Source organism: Geobacillus sp. PLS 41 (assembly GCF_056494105.1).
Map to the genome: position 1 here is coordinate 1,555,939 of NZ_CM151395.1, position 25,461 is coordinate 1,581,399.

Consider the following 25,461-nt stretch of genomic DNA (forward strand, 5'->3'; position numbering starts at 1 on the left):
GGCCGGGTGAAAGGAGGACAAAGATGAAACAGAACGATTTTAGGGCGCCAGAGGCGCGGCTTGTGCGGAAAATCGTCTTGATTGTCTGTGCTGTTCTGCTGGCGGCGTTTGTCATTGCCGGCGCCAGCAGTTTCTTATACATCCGTTCAGCGCTTAAGCCCGTCGACCCGAATGACCGCACCCCGGTCCATGTCTCGATTCCGATCGGTTCATCGGCGGCGGCGATTGCCGAGCAGCTCGAACAAAAGCGGCTCATTAAAAGCGCGGCCGTGTTTCGCTTATATGTCCGCTGGAAAAATGAATCCGGCTTCCAGGCTGGGGAGTATGAGTTGACGCGGGCGATGCCAATGGCGCGCATCATTGAGCTGTTAAAAACGGGGAAATCGCTAAAAATCGGATTGAAGCTGACCGTTCCGGAAGGGTCGCAATTGGTGCAAATCGCTGACCTCATTGCTGCGAAAACAGGGTACAAACAAGAACAAATTATGAAATTGCTTAACGATCGCGCGTATATCGAACGGCTGATGAAAATGCACCCGGATTTGTTGACTGATGATATTTTTCGGAAAGGCATCCGCTATCCGCTGGAAGGCTACTTGTTCCCGGCGACGTATGTGTTTGCTGACGAAAAGCCGCCGCTCTCAGAGATCATTGAGGCGATGGTGGCGAAAACGGCAGCTGTGCTTGACACATATAAGGCAGCGATGAAAGAAAAGAACATGTCGCCGCATCAGCTGTTGACGATGTCGTCGCTCATTGAGGAAGAGGCGACGGAAAAAGCTGACCGCCAAAAAATCGCCAGCGTGTTTTACAATCGGCTGCACCGCGGCATGCCGCTTCAAACCGACCCGACCGTTTTGTACGCCCTTGGCGAACATAAAGAGCGTGTGTTGTATAAAGATTTGCAGGTCAATTCGCCGTACAACACGTACATTCATAAAGGGCTGCCGCCGGGGCCGATCGCCAACGCCGGCGTAATGTCGATCGAAGCGGCGCTTGAACCGGCGGCGACCGACTATTTATACTTTTTGGCGACACCGGGCGGCGAGGTCATTTTTACGAAAACGTTGGCCGAGCATAACCGGGAAAAGGCGAAGCATATTGGAAAACAATAGGTCAAAACGGAAGGTAATGGCCGGTGGGGTGAAACGGCTTCGCTTTTCCGCTGTTTTATGGTAGTATAGTTGAACAGACCAACGATAAGAGTCCTTTGCGGCTCTTATTTTTCATGACGACAAAGCGCAAATGCCGGGTTGTATATAGATGCAATTTGAAGCTTTACCATTTGTAGTTTTTCCCGAGTATTTGATCGACTGTCGGGCGACCGAACAACGCCGCTTCCAGACCCATATATGGGTCTGTGAAGCAGGCCGGTTGTTCGGTCTTCCGTCACGCCAAGGCGTGACGGAGGCAAGCCACAGGCTTGCCTCCGTCAGTCGAAAATGGGCAAACCGCTTTTCCGTCAAGGATATATTAAACTTCTTCGTTGCATCTATATAGTTCAACTTTGGCGAGCGCTTTTCAGTTTGCTGACGGCAGGGAGGAATTCCTCTTGCTTTCCAATGACATTGTTTCGTACTTGCAAAAGCTGCGTCCGGCGCCGGATGAGGACATTGAGGAGATGGAGCAGTACGCCTATCGGCACCGCATACCGATCATGGATCCGGTGAGCGTCGAAGTGCTGTTATTCATCTTGAAGCTGATCAGGCCGCGCCGCATTTTGGAAATCGGCACGGCGATCGGCTATTCGGCGATCCGGATGGCAAAGGCGCTGCCGGATGCGCGCATTGTGACGATCGAAAAAGACCGGGAGCGGTATGAGCGCGCCCGTTTTTACATCGAAAAGACGAACACCAAGCGGCAAATCGAGGCGGTGTTGGGCGATGCGCTCGCGGTCGAGGCCGGTGTGGCGGCCGCCGCGCCGTTTGATGTGCTGTTTATTGATGCCGCCAAAGGGCAATATGAGCGCTTTTTTACGCTCTATGAGCCGTTTGTGGCTGCAGACGGCCTCATCATCAGCGACAACGTCTTGTTTAAGGGGCTCGTCGCCGCCGAAGCGCCGGCGGACAATCGACGGCTTTGGAACATCGCCCGAAAAATTCGCCGCTACAATGAGTGGCTCATGAGTCGAAGCGGTTATGATACGGTCATCATTCCGGTCGGCGATGGGCTCGCCATATCGAAAAAACGAGGTGAAGAACAGTGAAAAAACCCGAATTGCTCGTGACGCCGACGAGCGTTGCCCATATCGACGAGCTGGCTGAAGCCGGAGCGGACGCGGTCATCATTGGCGAGCAGCGCTACGGTTTGCGGCTTGCCGGCGAATTTTCCCGCCATGATGTCGCTGCCGCCGTCAAAGCCGCCCACCGGCGCGGCATGAACGTGTATGTGGCGATGAACGCCATTTTCCATAACGATAAAGTGGACGAGCTTGGCGACTACGTCGCGTTTTTGGCTGATGTCGGCGCCGATGCCATCGTCTTCGGCGATCCCGCGGTGCTCTTGACTGTCCGAGAAACGGCGCCGCACATGAAGCTCCACTGGAGCACGGAGACGACAGCGACGAACTGGTATGCGTGCAACTATTGGGGCCGGAAAGGGGCGAAGCGCGCCGTCTTGGCCCGCGAGTTGAACATGGACGCCATTTTGGAAATCAAAGCCCATGCCGAAGTGGAAATCGAGGTGCAAGTGCACGGCGCGATGTGCATGTACCAATCGAAGCGCTCGCTGATCGGCAGCTATTTTGAATATCAAGGGAAAGTGATGGAAGTTGAACGGAAGAAGTACGAAAAAGGGATGTTTCTTTACGACAAAGAGCGCGACAACAAATATCCGATTTTTGAAGACGAAAACGGCACGCATATTATGAGCCCGAACGATGTTTGCATGATCGATGAGCTCGGCGACATGGTCGAGGCCGGCATCGACAGCTTTAAAATTGACGGGATTTTGCACGAGCCGCGCTACATTACCGAAGTGACGAAGCTGTACCGCCGCGCCATCGATTTATGCGCGGATGACCGCGAGCGGTACGAACGGGAAAAAGAGGAGCTGCTTGCGGCCGTTGAAGCGCTTCAGCCGCCGCATCGCCGCATCGACACCGGATTTTTCTTCAAAGAGACCATTTATTGAGAAAAGGAGGGAAGCAGCATGCTTTTAAAAAATGATCGCATCTCCGAAATCATTGACGGCAAGCGCGTCATTGTGAAAAAGCCAGAGCTGCTCGCCCCGGCCGGCAACTTGGAAAAACTGAAAATCGCCGTCCATTACGGCGCAGACGCCGTCTTTATCGGAGGCCAAGAGTACAGCTTGCGCGCCAACGCCGACAACTTTACGATCGAGGAAATTCGCGAAGGGGTCGAATTTGCCAATCGATACGGAGCCAAAGTATACGTAACGGCCAATATTTACGCCCATAACGAAAACATCCCTGGCCTTGATGACTATTTGCGGGCGCTTGAAGATGCCGGTGTTTGCGGCATCATCGTCGCCGACCCGCTCATCATCGAAACGGCGCGCCGGGTGGCGCCGAAGCTTGAAGTGCATTTAAGCACGCAGCAATCGCTTACCAACTGGAAAGCGGTCCAATTTTGGAAAGAGGAAGGGCTCGAGCGGGTTGTGCTCGCTCGTGAAGTGGGCGCAGAAGAAATCCGGCAGATCAAAGAGAAAGTCGATATTGAAATCGAGGCGTTCATCCATGGGGCGATGTGTTCCGCCTACTCCGGCCGCTGTGTATTGAGCAACCATATGACGGCGCGCGACTCAAACCGCGGCGGATGCTGCCAGTCGTGCCGCTGGGATTACGATTTGTATCAGCTCTCGGACGGCCGGGAAATTCCGTTGTTTGAAAAAGGGGACGCCCCGTTTGCGATGAGCGCGAAAGATTTGAACCTAATCCGCGCCATTCCGGTGATGATCGAATTGGGTGTGGATAGCTTGAAAATTGAAGGGCGGATGAAATCGATCCATTACGTGGCGACGGTTGTCAGTGTCTACCGGAAAGTCATTGATGCCTACTGCGCTGACCCAGACCATTTCACGATCCGCGAAGAGTGGGTGCGGGAGCTGGAGAAATGCGCCAACCGCGAGACGGCGCCGTCGTTCTTTGACGGCTTCCCGGATTATACGAACCATATGTACGGGACGCACAGCCGGAAAACGACGCATGAATTCGCCGGTTTGGTGCTTGGCTATGACCCGGAGACGGGCATCGCCACCGTCCAGCAGCGCAACCATTTCCGCCCGGGCGATGAAGTCGAATTTTTCGGTCCGGAAATTGAAAACTTCACCCAAGTGATTGAGAAAATTTGGGACGAAGACGGCAACGAGCTTGATGCGGCGCGCCATCCGCTGCAAATCGTGAAGTTTAAGGTCAAGCGCCCTCTCTTCCCGTACAACATGATGAGAAAGGAGAATTAAGATGGGGAAGAAGCCCGTTGTCATCGGCGTCGCCGGCGGCTCCGGCTCGGGGAAGACGAGCGTCGCCCGCGCGATTTACGACCATTTCGGCGACCGCTCGATCCTTGTTTTGGAGCAAGACTTTTACTATAAAGATCAAAGCCATCTTCCGTTTGAAGAGCGGCTGAAGACGAACTATGACCATCCGCTGGCGTTTGACAACGATTTGTTGATTGAGCATATTCATAAGCTGCTTCGCTATGAGCCGATTGACAAGCCGGTGTACGATTATACGCTGCACACTCGCTCAAGCGACGTCATTCGCGTGGAGCCAAAGGATGTCATCATCGTGGAGGGCATTCTTGTCTTGGAGGATGAGCGACTCCGCAATTTAATGGACATTAAAGTATATGTCGACACCGACCCGGACATCCGCATCATCCGCCGTCTCATCCGCGATATTAAAGAGCGCGGCCGCACGTTCGATTCGGTCATCGAGCAATATTTGTCCGTCGTCCGGCCGATGCACAACCAGTTTGTCGAACCGACGAAGCGCTACGCGGATGTGATCATTCCGGAAGGCGGACAGAACGTCGTCGCCATCGATTTAATGGTGGCAAAAATTCGCACAGTTCTTGAACAAAAAGCGGTTTTGTAATAACATAACAGAGACAAAACAATATATTATATAACAAGTAAGCGTACGAACAGCCGTTTTTGCTGTTCGTACGTTTTACATAATGCAGAATATATAGAGGAGTGAGATGAATGGCGAACGAAAAGCAGTATCCGATGACGAAAGAGGGAAAAGAGAAACTGGAACAAGAGCTTGAGTACTTAAAAACGGTCAAGCGGAAAGAAGTGGTGGAGCGCATTAAGATTGCGCGCGGGTTCGGGGATTTGTCGGAAAACTCGGAGTACGATGCTGCCAAAGATGAGCAGGCGTTTGTCGAATCGCGCATCCAAATGCTTGAAAACATGATCCGCAACGCCGTCATCATTGAAGAAGACAAAGAAAACCCGGACGTCGTCTCGCTCGGCAAGTCGGTCACGTTCATTGAACTTCCAGACGGCGAGGAAGAGACGTATACGATCGTCGGCAGCGCTGAAGCCGATCCGTTTGAAGGGAAAATTTCCAACGACTCGCCGATTGCGAAATCGCTTCTCGGCCGCCGCGTCGGCGATGAGGTGACGGTGCAAACGCCGGGCGGGGAAATGCTTGTGAAAATCGTGGCTGTGAAATAAGAAGCAGGAGGCGGCCGACCTGAACAAGCGGCGGTGTGCGAAGCGAAGAAAATTGCCGCCGCTTGACGTTTCAAACGGAAACACCTCGTCAACACTGATGATGAGGTGTTTTCTTTATGTGGAAAAAACGAACGCTTGCCATGCTCGCCCTCATTCAACTGGGCTTGTTGTTGCTTGTCGGGCGATTGGCGCAGATCCAGCTGATTGACGCCGAGTCGTTCGCCAATCATAATTTAATTGCCGAAAGCGTCGCCCAGCGGACACAAGAACTGATCATTGACGACGGGCGCGGCTCGTTCGTCGACCGAAATGGCGCGCCGCTCACGAAGCGATACGTGCCGTCGCTTGTCTTATTCCCGTTTTTAACGACGATGAAATGGCCGATGGAACAAGTCGCCCGCATCACCGGCGTCTCTAAAGAAGAGATCCGCCGCCAGCTTGAGCAGGCGGACGGTCCGTTCGTCTTAGAGAAGGATGGAGAGCCGCTCGCCTTGAGCGCCCAGCAAATGAAGCAAATTAACGATTTGCGCATTCCGGGCGTCTTAGCTGTCAATAAACAATACTCTCTTGAGGTGGTGTACGCTCCGCATTTGCTTGGCTTCACCCGCCCAGATCAGGAGCTCATCAAGAAGCGTTATCCAAAACGGCCGCTGCCGCCAAAGACCGAAGTGGGCATTCAAGGACTTGAGAAGGCGTTTGATGAGTTTTTGCTCGCCGACGGCGAAACGAAGCTGCTTTATCACGTTGACGCCGAAGGGCGGCCGCTGTTTGGGCTCGATGTCAAATACAGCGATACGGGCAACCCGTTTTATCCCGTCACCGTGCAAACGACGCTTGACCGTGACTTGCAGCAAGAGATGGAGCAGATCGTTGACCGATACGGGTTGAAAAAAGGCGGTCTCGTTTTGCTGGATATTGACACAAACAGTGTGCTCGCCATGGTCAGCCGCCCAAACATGGACCCGCGTGATCCGTACAAAAACCGCGGGGCGGAAAACCAAATAGTGTTGCCGCAAATCCCTGGCTCGATTTTTAAAACAGTCATTGCGGCCGCGGCGCTTGATGAGGGGCTCGCCTCGCTTGAGACAACGTTTGACTGCAGCCGAAAAATTGACGGCAAAACCCGCGATGAGGAGCATGATTACGGCATGCTTGATTTAGCGGACAGCTTTGCCGTCAGTTGCAACAATGCTTTCGCCACGCTCGGCAAGCAGTTGATCGAGCACGATCCCGATGCGTTTGAAACGTATGCGAGAAAGCTTGGGCTGTATCCGACGGCCGGCTGGGAAGGGGCGGTGTACCATGAAGAGCATTTCCGTCAGTTCCCGGAGGAGCAGAAGGGAACGATTTGGCATGATCCGCGCGACAAGAGGGTGCCGCTTGCGGTGGCGCAAACGGCGATCGGGCAAAAAAATGTACGCGTCTCGCCGCTTGGCGTCGCCAACATGATGGCGACCATCGCCCGCGGCGGCGAAGCGCTTCAGGTGCGGGCCGTTGACAAAGTGCTGTATAAAAACGGTGCGACCCTCTTTTCGTTTCCGCCTCAACCGGCTTCAGACATGGCGCCGATCGCGCCGCAGACGGCCGAAGAGCTGCAGCGGCTTTTGCGCAGCGTTGTCACCAAAGAGGATGGCACCGGCCGCCGCTTCCGTTCGCTGCCGTATCCGGTCGCCGGCAAATCCGGGACGGCGGAGACAGGAAAAATGGACGGCGGTGCTGAATTCATTAATAAATGGTTTGCTGGCTATTTTCCAGCCGACCGCCCGAAATACGCCCTCGCTGTCGTTGAGCTCGACTGCCCGAGCGGGCGGGCCTCGACGAATGATGTGTTCGCCGCCGCAGTCGAGGCGCTTTATGCTTATGACCACGCCAAAAATGAAGTGAAGTGACGAACCAAATGTAAGGGGAATCCATGTTTCCAGCACGAACATCATCCAAAGAAGGGAGAGGAGACGGTGGCGCAAATGGGGACACGCTTTGCCGCCCGCGCCAAGCGGCGGAGAATCAACCGTTGGCTCAATGGAGCCATTGCCGTTGTCGTGCTGCTCATTTTGATTGTCGGCGGGAACTTGCTGTTTGGCGATCAGCCGAGCGAGAAGGCGGTTGATCGCGAAGCCAAAACAGAAGCGGCCAATGCGAAGCGGGTGGAAGTGGAAACAGGCGAAGCGGCGGCGCCGGCGGAAGCCGAAACGCCCGCCGAGGAAGAAGATGCTGCTTCCACCGATGAAACGAGCGAAGCGGGCATGACAGAAACGCCGGGCCCGCCGGGGTCCAACGTTGAAAAAGAAATCGTCAACCCGGCATGGCAGCCGATCGGTACGACGCAAACGGAGCCGCATGAAACGGTGTTTAAGAAAGATTCGGTCGACTGGAAGGAAATGCTCGATGCCGTCAGCTATGCGACCGGCATCGCCCCGGAGGAGATGATCGTTTGGTTCATCGGCAACAACGGGCCGAACAAAGCAGTCGCGACGATTTCGACGAAAGATCAAACCGCCCATTACAAAGTGTACATTGAATGGGTGACGAACGAAGGCTGGAAGCCGACGAAAGTGCAAAAGTTGAAGCAAAAGCCATAAGCGGCATGATGAGGGGAAGCGGAGATATTCGAAACTTTGGCGGCATCAGTGAAACAATGGCGGTTCATTAGCGGCGGAAAAATACACAGGCGCCCAAAAACGAAGGGCGCCTGTTATTTTTTCGCTTTGAAATGAACGACTGCGCTGTACCACCGCTTTCCGTTTTCCATGACGTGCATTTGATGGGATACATGATGGACGGAAAGCAAGAGCGCCTTGTTATGTTCAATTTGTTCGTTGATTTTTTTCTCGAGCGTCCGCAAGTCGTCCGCTTCAAAAAATTCGATTTTGTCCTCGATCAAATCAAGAGAAATGTTCGGCATCGTTCTTCCTCCTTTCCATTGTCAGTGTAGCAAATTTTCCCGCCCTCATCCACCGGAGTACAAGGGGGAACAATACGAACGAACATGATCGTTGAACAAGGGAAAAACATATGCTACAGTAAGAGCAGGCAATACGAAAAAAACATACTATATTTATAGGAATTATAAACTTTTTTGGGGTGTGACCATATGGGCAGAGAGTTTCTTGACTTGTTTGAGCAATGGGCGGAATCGTATGACCGATCGGTCGAAGGATACGATGAGCAATATCGAGACGTGTTTGCCGGTTATGACCGCATTTTAAGCACGGTCGCCGACAAAGCCGGCCAAGTCGTGCTCGAGTTTGGCGTCGGCACAGGCAACTTGACGAAAAAGCTGCTTGAGCGCGGCAAGCAGGTGTACGGGATCGAGCCATCGGCGCCGATGAGGAAAAAAGCGGCGGAAAAGCTCAGCGGGCGAGCGGTCATTCTGGACGGCGATTTTTTGCAATTTCCGACACCGCCGGAGCCGATCGACACGATCGCCAGCACGTATGCGTTTCATCATTTGACGGATGCGGAAAAAGACGAAGCGCTGGCCAAATATAGTCAATTGCTCCATCCGGGTGGTAAAATAGTGTTTGCCGATACGGCGTTTCGCGACAAAGAGGCGTTCCGCCAGGCGATTGAGGAAGCCCGAGCGCGCGGCTTCCACGATTTGGCCGACGATTTGGAACGCGAATATTATACGACGCTTGACGTATTGGCATCACTGTTTTCCAAGCATGGCTTTTCCGCCTCCTTTGCGCAGCAAAACGCGTTCGTCTGGGTGATGGAGGCGGTGAAACAAACGACATAGAAAGAGGGAGAACGATGAAAGCAGCCATTATTGGAGCCATGGAAGAGGAAGTGGCGATTTTACGTTCGCGCATGGAAGGGCGCGAGGAAACGGTCATCGCCGGGTGCGAATTTTCCAAAGGGCGCCTTGACGGCGTGGAGGCGGTGTTGTTGAAATCCGGGATCGGCAAAGTGAACGCCGCCATGGGAACGACGCTTCTGCTTGATCACTTTCGCCCTGATTTCGTGATCAATACCGGTTCGGCCGGCGGATTTTTGCCTTCGCTTCGTGTCGGAGATCTTGTCATTTCCGAGGAAGTCGTCCATCATGACGTCGATGTGACCGCGTTCGGCTACGCTTACGGGCAAGTGCCTGGCCTGCCGGCGCGCTACCGGGCGGATGAGGCGCTTGTTGAGGCGGCCAAGCAGGCGGCGGCGCGGCTTGATGGCCTGCAGGCAGTGACCGGCTTGATCGCCACCGGCGATTCGTTTATGAACGATCCAAAGCGAGTCGAATTTGTGCGCGGTCAGTTTCCGGAATTGTGCGCCGTCGAAATGGAAGCGGCGGCGATCGCCCAAGTGTGCGTGCAATTTGGAACGCCGTTTGTCATCATCCGGGCGTTGTCTGATATTGCTGGTGAGGAGTCGGGCGTGTCGTTTGAACAGTTTTTGGAGACGGCGGCGAAACATTCGGCTGAACTTGTCTTGTCGATGCTTTCCGTTATGAAACAGAAGCGCTATTAAGATGCAGCGAAAAAGCAGCTTGTCTATTTTCTCGACTGTCGAAGGCAAGCCTATGGCTTGCCTCCGTCACGCTAAGGCGTGACGAAAGACCGAACAACGACTCGCTTAAAGACCCATGAATGGGTCTTTAAGCGGTGTTGTTCGGTCACTCGACAGTCGGATGAAATGATCGGCAAAAACGAAAAATGTTAAAGCTTTAAATTGCATCTATATATATAGACAACAGAACACCGCCGTTTTGCTGCTAAACTGAGCGTGAAGAAACGGAGTGACTTGTATGCGCGTAGCAAAAAGCATCCATGAGTTGATCGGCCATACGCCGGTTGTCGAAATTACGCGCTTCCCCCTCCCGGAAGGCGTTCGGCTGTTCGCCAAGCTTGAATACTTCAATCCTGGCGGAAGCATTAAAGACCGGCTCGGACAAGAGCTGTTGCGCGAGGCGTTTGCATCAGGAAAACTGAAAGAGGGGGGCACGATCATCGAGCCGACGGCCGGCAACACCGGCATCGGTCTGGCGCTGGCGGCGATCGGCAAAAACGTGAACATCATTTTTTGTGTGCCGGAAAAATTCAGCATCGAAAAACAACAGCTGATGAAGGCGCTCGGGGCGCAAATCGTTCATACACCGACTGAAGAGGGAATGGAAGGAGCAATCCGCAAAGCGGAGGAGCTCGCCCGCACGATTCCAGGCGCCTATTGCCCCCAGCAGTTCCAAAACCCGGCCAATCCAAGGACGTATTACAAGACGCTCGGTCCGGAGCTGTGGGACGATTTGGACGGACAGATCGACATTTTTGTCGCCGGCGCCGGCTCCGGCGGCACGTTTATGGGGACAGCGACGTTTTTAAAAGAAAAAAACCCGGCCATTAAAACGGTCATCGTGGAACCGGAAGGCTCGATTTTAGGCGGCGGCAAGCCGGGTCCGCATCGGACGGAAGGGATCGGCATGGAGTTTTTGCCGCCGTTTATGGATCCGGATTATTTTGATGCCATCTACACGATCGCGGACGATGACGCGTTCCGGCGCGTCAGCGAACTCGCGAGACAGGAGGGGCTTTTGGTCGGCAGTTCGTCCGGCGCCGCGTTTCATGCCGCCTTGATGGAAGCAGAGAAGGCAAAGCCAGGGACGAATATCGTCGTCATTTTTCCGGACGGGAGCGAACGCTATTTAAGCAAACACATTTATGAAGGTGGGAGGTAACGATGAGGCGGAAAACAATGCTCATTCATGGCGGCATTCCGGGGGATCCGCATACTGGAGCGGTGTCGGTCCCGATTTATCAAGTGAGTACGTATAAGCAAGAAGAAGTTGGAAAGCATAAAGGGTTTGAATACTCGCGCACCGGCAACCCGACGCGCGCGGCGCTTGAGAAGCTGATCGCTGATCTCGAGGGCGGCGAAGCCGGCTTTGCGTTCGCTTCCGGTATGGCGGCAATTACGGCCGTCATGATGTTGTTTCAAAGCGGCGACCATCTAGTGCTCACTGACGATGTGTACGGCGGCACGTATCGCGTCATGACGAACGTGCTGAATCGGTTCGGGCTTGAGGCGACGTTCGTCGATACGAGCGATGTCGCCAACATCGAGGCGCACATCCGGCCGAATACGAAAGCCATCTATATTGAAACGCCGACGAACCCGCTGTTGAAAATCACTGACTTGCAAGCCGCCGCCGCCATTGCCCGTGCGCATGGGCTGCTATTGATCGTCGATAACACGTTTTCCACTCCGTACTTTCAGACGCCGCTTGAGCTTGGCGCCGATATCGTCATCCATAGCGCGACGAAATATTTAGGCGGCCATAGCGACGTCGTCGCTGGGTTGGCGGTTGTCCGCACGCCGGAGCTTGCCGAGCGGCTCCATTACGTGCAAAATTCAACCGGCGGCGTGCTCGGGCCGCAAGATTCATGGCTATTGATGCGCGGGATGAAAACGCTCGCCGTGCGGATGGAGGAACATGAAGAAAATGCGCGCCAAATCGCTGTTTTTTTGGCTGAACACAAGGCGGTCAAGCGCGTCCATTATCCAGGTCTTCCGGATCATCCGAACCACGAGTTGGCGAAAAAGCAAATGCGCGGATTTGGCGGCATGATTTCGTTTGATGTCGGCAGCTTGGAGCGCGCCGAGAAAGTGCTGTCGCGCGTGCGCTACTTTACGCTTGCCGAAAGCTTAGGGGCGGTCGAAAGTTTAATTTCGTTGCCAGGGAAAATGACGCACGCCTCGATCCCGAAGGAACGGCGCGAACAGCTCGGCATTACCGATGGCCTGATCCGTTTGTCGGTCGGGCTTGAAGATGTCAACGATCTGCTTGACGATTTGGCGAAGGCGCTTGGCTGAAATTGCCGCTCCCCCCTTCTGTCCATGTATGATACAGTGAAAGGGGAGAGGAGGGATCGGGCTTGAACGAGCAGCAACGAAACGAGCTGCGGGCCAAGGCGGGCGACTTTAAAACATACAGCCTCGTCTTGTTCGCGTTTGGAGCGTTTCTCTATTTCGGAACGATCATCCCAGGAGCGGTTGAGACAGCGAAAAAGCCGTTCGCCCTATTGGCAGTCGCCGTCTGTTTTACCGCGTCGCTTTCCTGTTTGCGCCAAGCCGCCCGCTATGCCCGCCGTCTTGAGGAAGAAGAAAAGCGGTTCGAACCGTAAACCTGCCTTTTGGCCGAAAGGCGGGTTTTTGTTTAGCCACCATGCTGGCGTTCAAGGGAAAGCAAGCTTTTTGCCTATTTTGCAAAAAAACGGTTTACAATGGAAATAATTTTGGATATAATTGCCTACGTAGCATCATTTCCAAAGGGAGGTCGAAGACAATGACAATGATGATGTGGACAACAGTAACGCATCCATTCTATCAAACGGCTATTCGACCTTCCGCCGACCGGGAATGAACGTGCACCGATGACGAAAAACAGCGATCAGGCCGCAGAAGGGGAGTAGTCTCGCTTTCTGCGGCCTTTTTGTACGCTTAGCCGCAGAAACGCCTTCCTTCTGCGGTTTTTTTGCATGGAAAGGAGGTGAGGGGGTATGACGATCCATTTGTTTTTTATCACGATCACGATTGAGCGGAGAAAGCCGCGGCAACGGAACATCGAAGAGGAGCGGTTCGCGCGTGCAGCTGAGGAGGAGTTGCTTGACCGCAAATGTTCCGCTCATCAACGGTTGTTTTAAAACAATGGAGATGAAAGGGGAGAAGATTCATGTCAATTGTACCAGTATGGCTTGTGATGTGGATGAAACAGACGGGAGACTCGACTTGACTCAGGCTAAAGGGGGGATATCGGTGCTCCGCGTGCTGTTGTTGACGGTCGAATTTCACGAATTGTTCAAAATGTGGCGGAAGCGCTCCTTGTCTTCTTTGGTAAAATAAAATCTAGAAGAGAAGGTCAAGGAGGGAACGGGGATGTTCGCCATTGTCATGTCGATCATCATTACCGCGTCGATTGCGCTTGTTGTCGCCGCGGAAGTCAGCGTTGAGGCAAGAGCGTAAGCACGGCGGTTCTTCTGCATCGGGAGGGGGATAAGCAGGCGGACCGCATCAGCAGAACGTTGGCATCAATCGTTTTTGATTGGTCAGGTCATTGCCGGCTCATTTCGGGCCGGTCTATTTTTGTCGTAAAGACACGGACAACATCGCCCCTGCATATACATAACGATAGGCGGTTTCCGCCGATGACAGCAGGCGGGGGTGAGAGCATGTCCGGCATTTTCACGGCGTTTACGTTTCTGTTGAAAGAGCTGACGTTTCTTGTCTCGTATATTAAAAACAATGCGTTTCCCCAGCCGTTAAGCGCTCAAGAAGAGGAAAAGTATTTGGCGCTGATGGCAAAAGGCGACGAGCAAGCCCGCAACCGGCTCATCGAACACAACTTGCGCCTTGTTGCCCACATTGTGAAAAAGTTTGAAAATACGGGAGAAGAGGTCGAGGATTTAATCTCCATTGGCACGATCGGCTTGATCAAGGCGATTGAAAGCTATTCGCCGGGCAAAGGAACGAAGCTGGCAACGTATGCGGCTCGATGTATCGAGAACGAAATCCTGATGCACCTGCGTTCATTAAAAAAAACGCGCAAAGACGTCTCGTTGCATGAGCCAATCGGCCAGGACAAAGAAGGAAACGAAATCAGCCTGCTTGATATTTTAAAAGCCGAAGGCGAAGACATCGCCGATGAAATCCACTTGAACATGGAGCTCGAACAAGTCAAGCAATATATCAGCGTGCTTGATGAGCGGGAAAAAGAGGTGATCATCAATCGCTTTGGCCTCGGTCGGCAGCGGGAAAAAACACAGCGTGAAATCGCCAAAGAGCTCGGCATCTCGAGAAGCTATGTCTCGCGCATTGAAAAACGGGCATTAATGAAAATGTTTCACGAATTTTATCGGCAGGAAAAAGAAAAACGGCGGTCATAACAAAAGCGGGTTGCTGGTGCAGCGACCCGCTTTTTCAGTAGTGGAAGAATAGAAATTATTTTAAAAAACTGAATTCTTTCATTTGTATCCTTTGATGAAGCGATTTCAATCAAAAATATTGACAGATTTTATTTTTAAAAGTAAAATAATTTTGTCGTCTTTTGTCTAAATTTGTCTAAAGGAGGCGAAAAAGCATCATGCGCAAGATCGGCTTGGCATGGCAAATTTTCATCGGCCTTATTCTCGGGATTATGGTTGGGGCCATTTTTTACGGAAGCCCTAAAGTAGCGACGTATTTGCAGCCGATCGGAGATGTTTTTCTCCGTTTAATTAAGATGATCGTCATCCCGATCGTCGTCTCGAGCTTGATTGTCGGCGTCGCCAACGTCGGTGATGTGAAAAAGCTCGGAAAGTTGGGCGGCAAAACGATCCTTTATTTTGAGATCATTACGACGATTGCCATTATCGTCGGCCTCTTGGCAGCGAACATTTTCCAACCAGGCGTCGGCGTCAATATGAAGTCGCTTGAGAAAACGGATATCCAGTCGTATGTCGATACGACGAACGAAGTGCAGCACCATTCGATGGTTGAAACATTTGTCAACATCGTGCCGAAAAACGTGTTTGAAGCGCTGTCGACCGGGAATATGCTGCCGATCATCTTCTTCTCGGTGATGTTCGGGTTGGGCGTAGCCGCGATCGGTGAAAAAGGGAAACCGGTGCTTCGCTTTTTCCAAGGCACAGCGGAAGCGATGTTTTATGTGACGAACCAAGTGATGAAGTTTGCGCCGTTTGGCGTTTTCGCCTTGATCGGCGTGACGGTGTCGAAATTCGGCGTCGCTTCGCTCCTTCCGCTCAGCAAGCTTGTTGTGCTCGTTTATGCGGTCATGGCGTTCTTCGTGTTGGTGGTGCTTGGCGCTGTGGCCAAATTGGTAGGTACAAATATTTTCCATATTATAAAAATCTTAAAGGATGAATTAGTGCTTGCCTATAGCACGTCGAGCTCGGAAACCGTGTTGCCTAAGGTTATGGAAAAAATGGAGAAATTCGGTTGTTCAAAGGCTGTAACATCCTTTGTCGTTCCGACCGGCTATTCGTTCAACTTGGATGGGTCGACGCTCTATCAGGCGCTGGCGGCTGTCTTTATCGCTCAACTGTACGGCATCGACATGCCGATTTCGCAGCAAATCTCGCTTGTGCTCGTTTTAATGGTGACGTCCAAAGGGATTGCCGGTGTCCCAGGCGTATCGTTTGTCGTCTTATTGGCGACGCTTGGCACGGTTGGCATTCCAGTTGAAGGATTGGCGTTTATCGCCGGCATCGACCGCCTTTTGGACATGGCGCGCACAGTGGTCAACGTCATCGGCAACTCGCTGGCGGCGGTTGTGATGTCGAAATGGGAAGGGCAATATAACGAAGAACAAGGAAAACAATACATCGCTGAGCTGCAGCAGCAAAGCGCCTAAGAGAAAAGTGGCTCAGATGTGTTGATTAACCAATAATAACTATGTATATAGATGCAACAAAGAAGTTTAACATATCCTTGACAGAAAAGTGGTTTGCCCATTTTCGACTGTCGAAGGCAAGCGTGTGGCTTGCCTCCGCCACGCCTTAGCGTGACGGAAGACCGAACAACGCCGCTTCACAGACCCATTCATGGGTCTGGAAGCGGCGTTGTTCGGTCACTCGACAGTCGGATGCAATGACCGGCAAAGACGAAAAATGTTCAAGCTTTAAATTGCATCTATATAGATGATCATCGACACTCGTGAAAGCGGCTGAATGATCAGCCGCTTTTCCCGTGTGCGCCCGGCATGGGTGCAGTCTATAGGGTGAAAGTCCCGAACTGCGAAGGCAGAAGTAGCAGTTAGCTTAACGCAAGGGTGTCTGCGGCGACGCAGAATCTGAAGGAAGCGGGCGGCAAACTTCCGGTCTGAGGAACACGAACTTCATAGGAGGCTGGGTATCATTGGGTGAGTTTGCACGACAAAACGAAGCCCTTTCTGCCGAAGGTGATACCGAGTAAATGAAGCAGATGGATGGAAGGAAAGACTGCACTCTTACCCGGGGAGGTCTGTCCGGGAAGCCAAGTGCGCTTGGCAACCGTTGGAGCGATCCAACGCTGAACGGACAGAAGTCAGCAGAGGTCATAGTACCCGTCTAGCTTAGATAGAAGGGGAAGGACCGAACCATGAAGGAGAACGGCCACTAGGCGTTCATCTTCTTTGATGAAGCAGATAACCCGAAAGGGCCTGCTTGAGGGGGGAAATGGTGAAGTCCATGGGGAACCTCAAGAGGGTGGAGAAGAAGATGGCACAAATAGAACGGACCGTTCACGTAGAGAGGAAGAATCGGAATGTGGATGAAACAGGTAATGTCACGGGAGAATCTCCTGCGAGCACTCAAACAAGTGGAAAAGAATAAAGGGTCCCATGGAACCGATGGAATGTCCGTCAAAGACCTGCGAAGACACCTCGTGGAACATTGGGACGCGATACGGCACGCTTTAGAAGAAGGGACCTACGAACCTTGCCCGGTCCGACGGGTCGAAATCCCGAAACCGAACGGAGGAGTCAGGTTACTAGGAATCCCGACCGTGACAGACCGGTTCATCCAACAGGCCATCGCCCAAGTGCTCACGCCGATCTTTGACCCATCCTTTTCGGAACACAGCTACGGGTTTCGTCCCGGTCGAAGAGGACACGACGCGGTGAAAAAGGCGAAGCAGTATATTCAGGAAGGATATACATGGGTGGTAGATATCGACTTGGAAAAGTTCTTTGATCGAGTCAACCATGACAAACTGATGGGGATATTAGCGAAACGAATTCCAGACAAAATCCTCCTAAAGTTGATACGGAAGTATCTACAGGCAGGGGTCATGATCAACGGGGTGGTCATGGAAACACAAGAGGGGACTCCACAAGGAGGGCCGCTCAGTCCACTCCTGTCCAACATTCTCCTGGATGAGCTGGACAAAGAATTGGAAAAACGAGGGCACAAGTTTGTACGGTATGCGGATGACTGCAATATCTACGTAAGGACGAAGAAGGCCGGGGAACGGGTGATGAAATCGATCACGGCATTCATCGAAAAGAAACTCCGGCTGAAAGTCAACGAAACCAAATCGGCAGTGGATCGTCCGTGGAGGAGAAAATTCCTCGGTTTTAGCTTCACCCCAAGTAAGGAGCCAAAAATCCGAATTGCAAAGGAAAGCATTCGGCGCATGAAGCAAAGGATACGCACCATGACGAGCCGATCGAAACCGATTCCCATGCCCGAACGAATCGAACAGCTCAATCAATACATTCTGGGATGGTGTGGATACTTTTCGCTAGCAGAGACCCCAAGTGTGTTCAAAGAACTAGATGGATGGATTCGACGAAGGCTGCGCATGTGCCAATGGAAAGAGTGGAAACTTCCGAGAACCAGAGTCCGAAAACTGCAAAGTTTAGGAGTGCCCAAGCAGAAAGCATATGAATGGGGAAACACTCGGAAGAAATATTGGAGAGTGGCCGCCAGTCCCATCCTGCATAAAGCCCTTGGCAACTCCTATTGGGAGAGCCAAGGGCTGAAGAGTCTTTATCAACGATATGAATCTCTGCGTCAGACTTAATGGAACCGCCGTATACCGAACGGTACGTACGGTGGTGTGAGAGGACGAGGGTTAGTCACCCTCTCCTACTCGATTTTGTTGGCAAGGAACGTATAGTATAATGAAAAAATGGACAAGGAAGCGAAAGACAAGGAGGAAAAACGGTGCACGAAGTCATTCAATCGATGTTTTCCTTTTTGACCAGTTTAGGCTATGTCGGCATCGCTCTCGCCTTGATGGTGGAAGTGATCCCCAGCGAGATCGTGTTGGCTTATGCCGGTTATTTGGTAGCGCGGGGGGATGTCTCATTTGCTGGGGCCGTGGCAGCTGGGACAATAGGCGGCACGGTGGCGCAGTTGTTTTTGTATTGGATGGGCTACTATGGCGGACGGCCGTTTCTAGATCAGTATGGGAAATATGTATTGATCCAGAAAAAACATTTGGATGTGGCGGAACGCTGGTTTGCGAAATTTGGCCCCGGCGTCATTTTCAGCGCCCGGTTTATCCCCGTTGTCCGCCATGCGATTTCGATCCCCGCCGGCATTGCGCGGATGAAGTGGTTGCCGTTTACGATTTACACGGTGTTGGCCATCATCCCATGGTCCATCTTGTTTATTTGGTTGGGAGAGCAGCTTGGCCAACGATGGCGGCAAATTGACGAGATGGCGGCGCCATACGTCCGACCGGCTATTGCAGCGGCGGTGGCGGTGGCGGCGATTTACATCGTTTGGCAACGACGACGCCGCGCTGCAGATGAAAACGAGCGCATGAAATAGTTGCCCGTCCGCATGCTGTCGGCTATATTTATACATGAACCATCTTTTGGCTAAATTTTTATGAAAAATGAGGGACGAACGTGAAACGTTGGATTATCATTGCGTTGCTATTCGCTGTGGGGCTATGGCTTGTGCCATACAGCGTGCCTCTTCTTTTCGCACTTGCGACCGCGCTTTTGCTCGAGCCGTCCATCCGCCGATTGCAAGAAAACTATAAGCTGAAGCGCGCGCACGCCGTCACGGTGATTTTTTCATTGTTCATCATCATTCTTGGGCTTTCCCTTTACTTTCTAGTCGTGATTTTTGTGCAACAAGTGATGGCGCTCTCGCAAAAACTGCCTTATGTGCTAAACGAAGCGACGAAAGTGCTCGACCGCCTCATTCAAACGTGGCAGTCGTATTCCAGCTCCATTCCGCAGGAAATCATCGATTCGCTTGAACGCGGCGTCAATACCGTCGAGCAAATGCTTTTGTCGTTTGCGACCAACTTGACGCAGTCGCTCGTCCATTATATTGCCGCCATTCCGGCGTTTTTGATTCATTTTTTAGTGTATTTGATCGCACTGTTTCTCATTTGCCTCGATTTGCCGCAGCTGAAGCAAGGCATGCGCCGCTATTTGTCCGAACGGACCGAACAGCGGCTTGGGATGGTCGTCGCCCAGCTGAGCAAAGCGGGGATCGGCTTTTTAAAAGCGCAGTTTTTGCTTAGTTTAATTACGTTTTTCCTCGCGCTGGCTGGCCTTTTCGTGTTGGGGGTCGACTATGCGGCGTTGATGGCGCTGGTCATCGTCGTCGTTGATATTTTGCCGATTTTAGGAACGGGTTCCGTGCTTGTTCCGTGGGGGCTCATCAGCATGGCGAACGGCAACAATACGCTTGGCATCGGGCTCATCGTGCTGTTTGTCGTCATCACCGTCGTGCGCCGGATCATTGAGCCGAAAGTGTTTTCCACCAATTTGGGCATTTCCCCGCTCGCCGCGCTCGTCAGCGTCTATCTGGGGTTTCAGCTGCTTGGCTTTATCGGGTTGTTCGTCGGGCCGGTCGTTGTCATTTTGGTTGAGGCGCTTGCCAAAGCCGGAGTCATTAAATGGACGATCAAGCTTTGATTTTTTCGAATAAAGGTCTTTGCGGACGAAGGAGGAAAAACCGGCGAACCGCCGGTTTTTCTGTTTGGACATGGAAAAGAGAGTTTTGGCAAAGCGACGGCTAAAGAAAACCGCCCGCTGAAGGCGCGGCGGTCACTGAGTGGATGTGGACGAATCATTGACGTCGGTGCGCGGCAAAATTAAAATTTCGACACGCCGGTTTTTCATCCGCCCGGCAGCGGTGGCGTTGGAGGCGATGGGCTTGTATTCGCCATACCCTTTGGCGCTGAAATAGCGCGGATCGAGTTGCTTGTTTTCAAGCAGCACTTTCATGAAATTGACGGCGCGCATGACGCTCAGCTCCCAGTTGGAAGCAAATTTCTCATTATGGATCGGCACGTTGTCCGTATGGCCGCTGATGATGATATTGCGCGGCGGGTTCATGACGAGCAAAGCGGAGATTTCCGCCGCAAGACGCCGGTCTTTCATGCGCACTTCGGCGCTGCCGGAGTCGAATAAAATATCATCCAAAATGGTAATCGCGAGCCCTTCGTCCGTCAAGGAAGTCTGCAGTTTTCCCGTCAGCTTGTTGTCGTGGATGTAGCTGTCGATTTTCGCTTTGATTTGCCCTAATTCTTCTTTTTCCTTTCCGTTTACGGCTGGGGAAGGCTGCTTTGCTTGATGCCGTCCTTCTTCGTCTTGGGCCGGTGGAGTGATCGGCTCGATCGGGCTTTGAAAGTCAAGAACACCCGTTCCGCCGGCAAAGGCGGTGCTAAAGGCGCGCGCAATTTCTTGAAACTTCTTTTGGTCGATTTGGCTGCTCGCAAACAAGACGATGAATAGGGCGAGCAATAGCGTCAATAAATCCGCGTACGGAATCAGCCATGCCTCGCTCATATGGTCGTCATGCTTGTTCTTTTTTTCTTAGCCATTGGCCGTTTCCCCTTGCACCAGCGCTTGGCGCCGCTCGTTTTCCGGCAAGTATGAGGCGAGTTTTTGTTCGATCATGCGCGGGGCTTGTCCTTCCAAAATGGACAGCACCCCTTCAATCATGATGTAGCGCACGCGCGCCTCTTCCTTCGATTTCCGCCGCAGTTTGTTGGCAAACGGATGCCAAAGCACATAGCCGGTGAAAATGCCGAGCATCGTGGCGACAAAAGCGGCGCTGATCGCCTTGCCGAGCTCGGCGATGTTTTCCATATTGCCAAGGGCGGCAATCAGGCCGATGACGGCCCCAAGCACCCCGAGCGTCGGCGCGTACGTGCCTGCTTGGGAAAAAATCGCGGCATTCGCTTCGTGGCGCTCTTCCATGGCGACGATTTCCTCTGTCATGACATCCCGGATGAACTCTTGCGTTTGCCCATCGATTGCCATGCTGAGTCCGTTGCGCAAAAACGGGTCGTCAATGTCGTCCAATTTCGCCTCGAGCGCCAGCAGCCCTTCGCGGCGGGCGATATTCGCCCAATCGACGAACAGCGGAATCAGTTGTTCGACCGTCGGCGTCGTTGATTCCGTGAAAATGACTTTGAAAAGCTTTGGCACTTTTTTAATTTCGTGCGTCGGAAAGGCGATGACGACCGCTGCCGCCGTCCCGACGAGAATGATGAGGATGGCGGCCGGATTGATCAATACAGCAGGCGAAACGCCCTTAAAGTACATGCCCAGCCCGACGGCAATGACGCCAAGGATGATGCCGATGACCGATGTTTTGTCCAAATGAATCCCCCCGCTTTTTCCATACGAACGATCTACGCCATTGGGCGTTTTTATGAAGAAACCATATTTATCATATACTGAATATAGGAGGTTGAAAAGGGAAAAAGGTGTGACATGAGACGCAAAAAGCCGCCCGCTCCATTAGGATGACGGAAAGGGCAGCTCCGATGATCATCATATTTTTTTCAGTTTAAACGTGCCGACCATTAAAAACGATAAAATGAGCGCCAAAAACATAAACGATTGCGGCGGGAAGTACGGGATGGCTAAATAGCCGAGCGTCATCAGCACCCCGGCGGCGGTGATCGGCAGCCCCGCAAAGTAGCCGTTGTTTTCTGTGATGTTGAAGCGAGCGAGGCGGAAGGCGCCGCAAGCGATGTACAAAACGGTGAATACCGCGCCGGGCGCGCCGAACTCATGGAACAAGCCTTGGTACATCAGCAAGGCGGGAGCGACGCCGAAGGAGACGATGTCGCTCATCGAATCGAGCTGCTTGCCAAGTTCGGATTCAATGTTCATCTTGCGCGCCACAGCGCCGTCAAAGCGATCGACAAACGCTGCTAAAAAAACGAGCAGCACGCTCATATGAAGCTGCCCTTTCAGCGTAGCCAGGACGGAAAAGCCGCCAAGCGACAGGTTTGTCATCGTCAAAATGTTTGCCACGTTTGCTTTCAGCTTTTTTAACGTATAATCTAAATAGTCCGATAAGAACAAGTTTCCCCACTCCTTTTCCAACAGAAAACGCCAAAAGAAAATTCTACTACCATTATACTCATTTTGGCGGTAATATGGAAGGTAGTAACGAATGGCGATGTTGCGCTACTGGAGGGAACGTGCTTGCGAAAATGGCTTTATCGTTTGTTCATCGAGCTGACCAATCACTCGCTTTCTTCAAAGCTGCTCGCTTCGTTTGCCAAATCGCGACTCAGCGGGCTATTGATATCATCGTATGCAAAAATTTATCATATTAACCAAGACGAAATGGAAAAAAGCTTAAAAAATTATAAGACGTTGCAGCAACTGTTCGTCCGCCGGCTGAAGGCTGGGGTGAGGCCGGTCGACGCTGATGAGCATACGGTCGTCAGCCCGGTCGACGCCGTCATTGAAGACATGGGCACGATTCGAGAAAACTGCGAAATGATCGTCAAGGGAAAGCCGTATTCCATTGCAGAAATGCTCGGCAGCGTTGAAGCGGCACAACCGTATGTGAACGGGTTCTTTTTTATTCTGTATTTAAGCCCGAGTCATTATCACCGCATCCACAGCCCAATATCTGGAGTGATCGAAAAGCAGTGGGCGCTCGGCCGCAAGTCGTATCCGGTCAACCGTCTTGGCTTAAAATATGGGCGTCGGCCGCTCGAGAAAAATTACCGCCTCATCACCGAGGTCACAGCCGGCGGCAAGCGCTTGGCGATCGTGAAAATCGGCGCCATGTTCGTCAACAGCATTGAATTGACCCATGAGGGTGAGCAGCTTGTAAAAGGAGAGGAAATGGCGTATTTTTCGTTCGGTTCAACGGTCGTCTTGCTGTTTGAACGCGGAAGTTTCGCCCCTGACCCGCGCATTGTTGCGCCCATGCCGATCAAAGTCGGCGAGCGGCTCGGCTATTGGTGCGAGGCGCATGAGCGCTAAGGCTTTCGGAAACAAAAAAAGCCCGAAGGCCTTCGCTTATGAGGACAGCTTAATTTTGTGGGTCAATGAACGGCGCTGGATTTCTTTTTCAATCAACTCGATGAATTCCGGGCTGAGGTTGAGTTCTTTCGCCTTGAAGTACGACTCGATCAACAGCTCGTCGGACAAATGTTTCATCGGGGGCGTCCTCCTTTTTTGGATGGAATATGCCAAACATGTCATACATATAATGGTAGGTTACTTACAATGTACCATGACTTGTGAAAGAGAACAACCGTTCTGTTATCCACAGGAAGCGGTGGATAACATGTGGAAAACATGTTTATAAAGAGTAGGAAGTGTGATGGCCAGCTTGTGTATAATGTGGGCAACAGTTATCCACAAGATGGAGAGATGCAAAATTTGTCGAAAATTTTTTCTGTTTATCATTGGCAAACTTTGTTTTGAAACAAACGATCAAATTCGCTATGATGGGAAAAGCAAATGGAAAGGCGGGTGTCCGGCATGCTTCACTACTTTTTGCCAAGCCAGTTTGCCAAGCGTGTGATCGACATTACTCCGGATGAGCTGAAACAAAAAGGGGTCAAAGGGATCATCACCGATCTGGACAATACGCTCGTTGAATGGGATCGGCCGAGCGCCACCCCGGAGCTGGCCGCATGGTTTGATGCGATGAAGCAGGCGGGCATTAAGGTCGTCATCGTATCGAATAATAATAAACAACGCGTGCAGTCGTTTGCTGAGCCGCTTGGCATCCCGTTCATCTTTGAAGCGCGCAAACCGCTGACACGCGCGTTTTTGCAGGCATTAAAGATGATGGAGCTTAAGAAAGAGGAAGTCGTCGTCATCGGCGATCAGTTGCTGACTGATGTGCTTGGGGGCAACCGGCTCGGACTGAACACGATTTTAGTCGTCCCGGTCGCCCAGACGGACGGATTATGGACGCGTTTCAATCGAAAAATGGAGCGGAGAATTTTAAAGGTGATGCGCAAAAAAGGGATGATTTACTGGGAGGAATGATCGTGGAGCCACAACTGCGTTGCATCGGCTGCGGAGCGGCCATTCAGTTTGACGATCCGAAAAAGGCGGGCTATGCGCCGAAAAGCGTGCTCGAAAAAGACGAGGAAGAAATCATTTGCCAGCGCTGCTTCCGCTTGAAACATTACAACGAAGTGCAAGACGTGCCGCTTGATGACAGCGATTTTTTAAACATGCTGCACCGCATCGGGGAATCGAAGGCGCTTGTCGTCAACATCGTCGACATTTTCGATTTCAACGGCAGCTGGATTCCTGGCTTGCCGCGGTTTGCGGCCGAGAATCCGATTTTGCTTGTCGGCAACAAGGCGGATTTATTGCCGAGGTCGGTCAAATACCCGAAGCTGCTGCGCTGGATGCGCCGCATGGCGGAAGAGCTCGGGCTGCGTCCGGTTGACGTCTGCCTTGTCAGCGCAGCGAAAGGAATTGGCATGGCGAAGGTGATGGAAGCGATCAATCGCTACCGTGAGGGCGGCGATGTCTACGTCGTCGGCTGCACGAATGTCGGCAAGTCGACGTTCATCAATCGGATCATTGAAGAGGCGACCGGCAAAGGGAATGTGATTACCACGTCATATTTCCCGGGGACGACACTCGATATGATCGAAATTCCGCTTGAGGGTGGAGCGACGCTGTATGATACGCCGGGGATCATCAACCATCACCAAATGGCGCACTTTGTTGATGCGCGCGATTTGAAGATCATTACGCCGAAGCGGGAAATCCATCCGCGCGTTTATCAGCTCAACGAAGGGCAGACGCTCTTTTTCGGAGGCTTGGCCCGCCTCGATTACATCAAAGGCGGGCGCCGCTCGTTCGTCTGCTACATGGCCAATGAGTTGACGGTTCATCGGACGAAGTTGGAAAAAGCCGACTCCCTTTATGCCAATCAGCTTGGCGATTTGCTGTCGCCGCCAAACAAACGCTATGCCGCTGAATTTCCGCCGCTTGTGCCGCGCTCGCTGTCTGTCAAAGAGCGGAAGACGGACATCGTTTTTTCCGGACTCGGCTGGGTGACGTGCAACGACCCGGGTGCCCAGCTCGTCGTCCATGCTCCAAAAGGGGTCGACGTATTTATCCGTCAATCGTTGATTTAATGGAAAGCGGGAGGG

Annotated in this window: 27 protein-coding genes; 22 read left to right on the top strand and 5 right to left on the bottom strand. The window is 52.4% G+C overall.

Going from position 1 to position 25,461, the window contains the following annotated elements; genetic code table 11:
• The first annotated feature begins 23 nt into the window (after positions 1-23).
• The 8 genes from mltG to ACVX3G_RS07680 all read left to right on the top strand — a co-directional run bounded on the left by mltG (position 24) and on the right by ACVX3G_RS07680 (position 8,222).
• Entirely contained in the window at positions 24-1,115 is a 1,092-nt protein-coding gene (gene mltG / locus ACVX3G_RS07645) for an endolytic transglycosylase MltG (protein WP_011232030.1), read from the top strand.
• 437 nt (positions 1,116-1,552) lie between these two features.
• A complete protein-coding gene (locus tag ACVX3G_RS07650) occupies positions 1,553-2,206 on the top strand; it encodes an O-methyltransferase (RefSeq protein WP_011232029.1) in 654 nt (217 codons plus the stop codon).
• Positions 2,203-3,132: a peptidase U32 family protein gene (locus ACVX3G_RS07655; RefSeq protein WP_011232028.1), complete on the top strand. Its 930-nt coding sequence runs from the start codon at positions 2,203-2,205 to the stop codon at positions 3,130-3,132. The genes ACVX3G_RS07650 and ACVX3G_RS07655 overlap by 4 nt, the downstream gene beginning before the upstream one ends.
• An 18-nt stretch (positions 3,133-3,150) precedes the next feature.
• The gene (locus ACVX3G_RS07660) at positions 3,151-4,419 is read left to right on the top strand and encodes a peptidase U32 family protein (protein WP_011232027.1); all 1,269 of its coding nucleotides are present in this window, start codon (positions 3,151-3,153) and stop codon (positions 4,417-4,419) included.
• A gap of 1 nt (position 4,420) precedes the next feature.
• Positions 4,421-5,056, top strand: coding sequence for a uridine kinase (gene udk / locus ACVX3G_RS07665; protein WP_011232026.1), 636 nt, complete (start codon positions 4,421-4,423; stop codon positions 5,054-5,056).
• A gap of 110 nt (positions 5,057-5,166) precedes the next feature.
• Positions 5,167-5,643 (top strand): transcription elongation factor GreA, encoded by a 477-nt coding sequence (gene greA, locus ACVX3G_RS07670; RefSeq protein ID WP_011232025.1) that lies wholly within the window; start codon positions 5,167-5,169, stop codon positions 5,641-5,643.
• 116 nt (positions 5,644-5,759) lie between these two features.
• The gene (locus tag ACVX3G_RS07675; protein WP_014196396.1) at positions 5,760-7,532 is read left to right on the top strand and encodes a peptidoglycan D,D-transpeptidase FtsI family protein; all 1,773 of its coding nucleotides are present in this window, start codon (positions 5,760-5,762) and stop codon (positions 7,530-7,532) included.
• Positions 7,533-7,598: 66 nt separating this feature from the next.
• Complete coding sequence (locus ACVX3G_RS07680) at positions 7,599-8,222, top strand: YrrS family protein (protein ID WP_014196395.1); 624 nt, start codon at positions 7,599-7,601, stop codon at positions 8,220-8,222.
• Positions 8,223-8,335: 113 nt separating this feature from the next.
• Here the strand turns inward: ACVX3G_RS07680 and ACVX3G_RS07685 are convergent, their stop codons facing one another.
• The gene (locus ACVX3G_RS07685) at positions 8,336-8,545 is read right to left on the bottom strand and encodes a YrzA family protein (protein ID WP_011232022.1); all 210 of its coding nucleotides are present in this window, start codon (positions 8,543-8,545) and stop codon (positions 8,336-8,338) included.
• A gap of 189 nt (positions 8,546-8,734) precedes the next feature.
• On the opposite strand from ACVX3G_RS07685, the gene ACVX3G_RS07690 reads away from it, so the two are divergent.
• From ACVX3G_RS07690 to ytvI, 11 genes are all read left to right on the top strand, one after another.
• Positions 8,735-9,382: a class I SAM-dependent methyltransferase gene (locus ACVX3G_RS07690; RefSeq protein WP_011232021.1), complete on the top strand. Its 648-nt coding sequence runs from the start codon at positions 8,735-8,737 to the stop codon at positions 9,380-9,382.
• A gap of 14 nt (positions 9,383-9,396) precedes the next feature.
• Positions 9,397-10,104, top strand: a complete 708-nt coding sequence (mtnN, locus tag ACVX3G_RS07695; protein ID WP_014196394.1) for a 5'-methylthioadenosine/S-adenosylhomocysteine nucleosidase — start codon at positions 9,397-9,399, stop codon at positions 10,102-10,104.
• Between the two features lie 277 nt (positions 10,105-10,381).
• Complete coding sequence (locus ACVX3G_RS07700; RefSeq protein ID WP_011232019.1) at positions 10,382-11,305, top strand: PLP-dependent cysteine synthase family protein; 924 nt, start codon at positions 10,382-10,384, stop codon at positions 11,303-11,305.
• 2 nt (positions 11,306-11,307) lie between these two features.
• Positions 11,308-12,441, top strand: a complete 1,134-nt coding sequence (locus ACVX3G_RS07705; protein ID WP_011232018.1) for a bifunctional cystathionine gamma-lyase/homocysteine desulfhydrase — start codon at positions 11,308-11,310, stop codon at positions 12,439-12,441.
• A gap of 62 nt (positions 12,442-12,503) precedes the next feature.
• A complete protein-coding gene (locus ACVX3G_RS07710; protein WP_011232017.1) occupies positions 12,504-12,752 on the top strand; it encodes a YrhC family protein in 249 nt (82 codons plus the stop codon).
• A gap of 375 nt (positions 12,753-13,127) precedes the next feature.
• Positions 13,128-13,271 (top strand): YrzI family small protein, encoded by a 144-nt coding sequence (locus ACVX3G_RS07715; protein WP_011232016.1) that lies wholly within the window; start codon positions 13,128-13,130, stop codon positions 13,269-13,271.
• 525 nt (positions 13,272-13,796) lie between these two features.
• Positions 13,797-14,510: an RNA polymerase sporulation sigma factor SigK gene (gene sigK, locus ACVX3G_RS07720; RefSeq protein WP_011232013.1), complete on the top strand. Its 714-nt coding sequence runs from the start codon at positions 13,797-13,799 to the stop codon at positions 14,508-14,510.
• Between the two features lie 197 nt (positions 14,511-14,707).
• Positions 14,708-15,976, top strand: a complete 1,269-nt coding sequence (locus tag ACVX3G_RS07725) for a cation:dicarboxylate symporter family transporter (RefSeq protein WP_011232012.1) — start codon at positions 14,708-14,710, stop codon at positions 15,974-15,976.
• An 890-nt stretch (positions 15,977-16,866) separates the two neighbouring features.
• Positions 16,867-18,126 (top strand): group II intron reverse transcriptase/maturase, encoded by a 1,260-nt coding sequence (ltrA, locus tag ACVX3G_RS07730; protein WP_011230853.1) that lies wholly within the window; start codon positions 16,867-16,869, stop codon positions 18,124-18,126.
• A gap of 143 nt (positions 18,127-18,269) precedes the next feature.
• Positions 18,270-18,881: an undecaprenyl phosphate transporter UptA gene (gene uptA, locus ACVX3G_RS07735; RefSeq protein WP_011232011.1), complete on the top strand. Its 612-nt coding sequence runs from the start codon at positions 18,270-18,272 to the stop codon at positions 18,879-18,881.
• Positions 18,882-18,961: 80 nt separating this feature from the next.
• Entirely contained in the window at positions 18,962-19,987 is a 1,026-nt protein-coding gene (ytvI, locus tag ACVX3G_RS07740) for a sporulation integral membrane protein YtvI (RefSeq protein ID WP_011232010.1), read from the top strand.
• A gap of 132 nt (positions 19,988-20,119) precedes the next feature.
• Here ytvI and motB read toward each other — a convergent pair whose 3' ends face one another.
• The 3 genes from motB to pssA all read right to left on the bottom strand — a co-directional run bounded on the left by motB (position 20,120) and on the right by pssA (position 22,396).
• Positions 20,120-20,863: a flagellar motor protein MotB gene (gene motB, locus ACVX3G_RS07745; RefSeq protein WP_020278369.1), complete on the bottom strand. Its 744-nt coding sequence runs from the start codon at positions 20,861-20,863 to the stop codon at positions 20,120-20,122.
• Positions 20,864-20,890: 27 nt separating this feature from the next.
• The gene (gene motA, locus ACVX3G_RS07750) at positions 20,891-21,682 is read right to left on the bottom strand and encodes a flagellar motor stator protein MotA (RefSeq protein WP_011232008.1); all 792 of its coding nucleotides are present in this window, start codon (positions 21,680-21,682) and stop codon (positions 20,891-20,893) included.
• Between the two features lie 174 nt (positions 21,683-21,856).
• Positions 21,857-22,396 (bottom strand): CDP-diacylglycerol--serine O-phosphatidyltransferase, encoded by a 540-nt coding sequence (gene pssA / locus ACVX3G_RS07755; protein WP_014196390.1) that lies wholly within the window; start codon positions 22,394-22,396, stop codon positions 21,857-21,859.
• Positions 22,397-22,519: 123 nt separating this feature from the next.
• On the opposite strand from pssA, the gene ACVX3G_RS07760 reads away from it, so the two are divergent.
• The gene (locus tag ACVX3G_RS07760; protein ID WP_011232006.1) at positions 22,520-23,314 is read left to right on the top strand and encodes a phosphatidylserine decarboxylase; all 795 of its coding nucleotides are present in this window, start codon (positions 22,520-22,522) and stop codon (positions 23,312-23,314) included.
• 36 nt (positions 23,315-23,350) lie between these two features.
• On the opposite strand, the gene sda is transcribed toward ACVX3G_RS07760, so the two are convergent.
• The gene (gene sda, locus ACVX3G_RS07765) at positions 23,351-23,491 is read right to left on the bottom strand and encodes a sporulation histidine kinase inhibitor Sda (RefSeq protein WP_008879941.1); all 141 of its coding nucleotides are present in this window, start codon (positions 23,489-23,491) and stop codon (positions 23,351-23,353) included.
• A gap of 327 nt (positions 23,492-23,818) precedes the next feature.
• Between sda and ACVX3G_RS07770 the strand changes: the two genes are divergently transcribed.
• Together ACVX3G_RS07770 and yqeH are read left to right on the top strand one after the other, a co-directional pair.
• The gene (locus ACVX3G_RS07770) at positions 23,819-24,334 is read left to right on the top strand and encodes a YqeG family HAD IIIA-type phosphatase (protein ID WP_011232005.1); all 516 of its coding nucleotides are present in this window, start codon (positions 23,819-23,821) and stop codon (positions 24,332-24,334) included.
• A 2-nt stretch (positions 24,335-24,336) separates the two neighbouring features.
• The gene (yqeH, locus tag ACVX3G_RS07775) at positions 24,337-25,446 is read left to right on the top strand and encodes a ribosome biogenesis GTPase YqeH (protein ID WP_011232004.1); all 1,110 of its coding nucleotides are present in this window, start codon (positions 24,337-24,339) and stop codon (positions 25,444-25,446) included.
• Positions 25,447-25,461: the final 15 nt, after the last annotated feature.

Excerpts from the sequence above, each read along its gene's own strand:
- mltG (WP_011232030.1), top strand. The coding sequence starts at position 24 with ATGAAACAGAACGATTTTAGGGCGCCAGAGGCGCGGCTTGTGCGGAAA.
- ACVX3G_RS07660 (WP_011232027.1), top strand. The coding sequence starts at position 3,151 with ATGCTTTTAAAAAATGATCGCATCTCCGAAATCATTGACGGCAAGCGC.
- udk (WP_011232026.1), top strand. The coding sequence starts at position 4,421 with ATGGGGAAGAAGCCCGTTGTCATCGGCGTCGCCGGCGGCTCCGGCTCG.
- greA (WP_011232025.1), top strand. The coding sequence starts at position 5,167 with ATGGCGAACGAAAAGCAGTATCCGATGACGAAAGAGGGAAAAGAGAAA.
- ACVX3G_RS07675 (WP_014196396.1), top strand. The coding sequence starts at position 5,760 with ATGTGGAAAAAACGAACGCTTGCCATGCTCGCCCTCATTCAACTGGGC.
- ACVX3G_RS07685 (WP_011232022.1), bottom strand. The coding sequence starts at position 8,545 with ATGCCGAACATTTCTCTTGATTTGATCGAGGACAAAATCGAATTTTTT.
- ACVX3G_RS07690 (WP_011232021.1), top strand. The coding sequence starts at position 8,735 with ATGGGCAGAGAGTTTCTTGACTTGTTTGAGCAATGGGCGGAATCGTAT.
- mtnN (WP_014196394.1), top strand. The coding sequence starts at position 9,397 with ATGAAAGCAGCCATTATTGGAGCCATGGAAGAGGAAGTGGCGATTTTA.
- ACVX3G_RS07700 (WP_011232019.1), top strand. The coding sequence starts at position 10,382 with ATGCGCGTAGCAAAAAGCATCCATGAGTTGATCGGCCATACGCCGGTT.
- ACVX3G_RS07705 (WP_011232018.1), top strand. The coding sequence starts at position 11,308 with ATGAGGCGGAAAACAATGCTCATTCATGGCGGCATTCCGGGGGATCCG.
- ACVX3G_RS07715 (WP_011232016.1), top strand. The coding sequence starts at position 13,128 with ATGACGATCCATTTGTTTTTTATCACGATCACGATTGAGCGGAGAAAG.
- sigK (WP_011232013.1), top strand. The coding sequence starts at position 13,797 with ATGTCCGGCATTTTCACGGCGTTTACGTTTCTGTTGAAAGAGCTGACG.
- ACVX3G_RS07725 (WP_011232012.1), top strand. The coding sequence starts at position 14,708 with ATGCGCAAGATCGGCTTGGCATGGCAAATTTTCATCGGCCTTATTCTC.
- ltrA (WP_011230853.1), top strand. The coding sequence starts at position 16,867 with ATGTGGATGAAACAGGTAATGTCACGGGAGAATCTCCTGCGAGCACTC.
- motB (WP_020278369.1), bottom strand. The coding sequence starts at position 20,863 with ATGAGCGAGGCATGGCTGATTCCGTACGCGGATTTATTGACGCTATTG.
- sda (WP_008879941.1), bottom strand. The coding sequence starts at position 23,491 with ATGAAACATTTGTCCGACGAGCTGTTGATCGAGTCGTACTTCAAGGCG.
- ACVX3G_RS07770 (WP_011232005.1), top strand. The coding sequence starts at position 23,819 with ATGCTTCACTACTTTTTGCCAAGCCAGTTTGCCAAGCGTGTGATCGAC.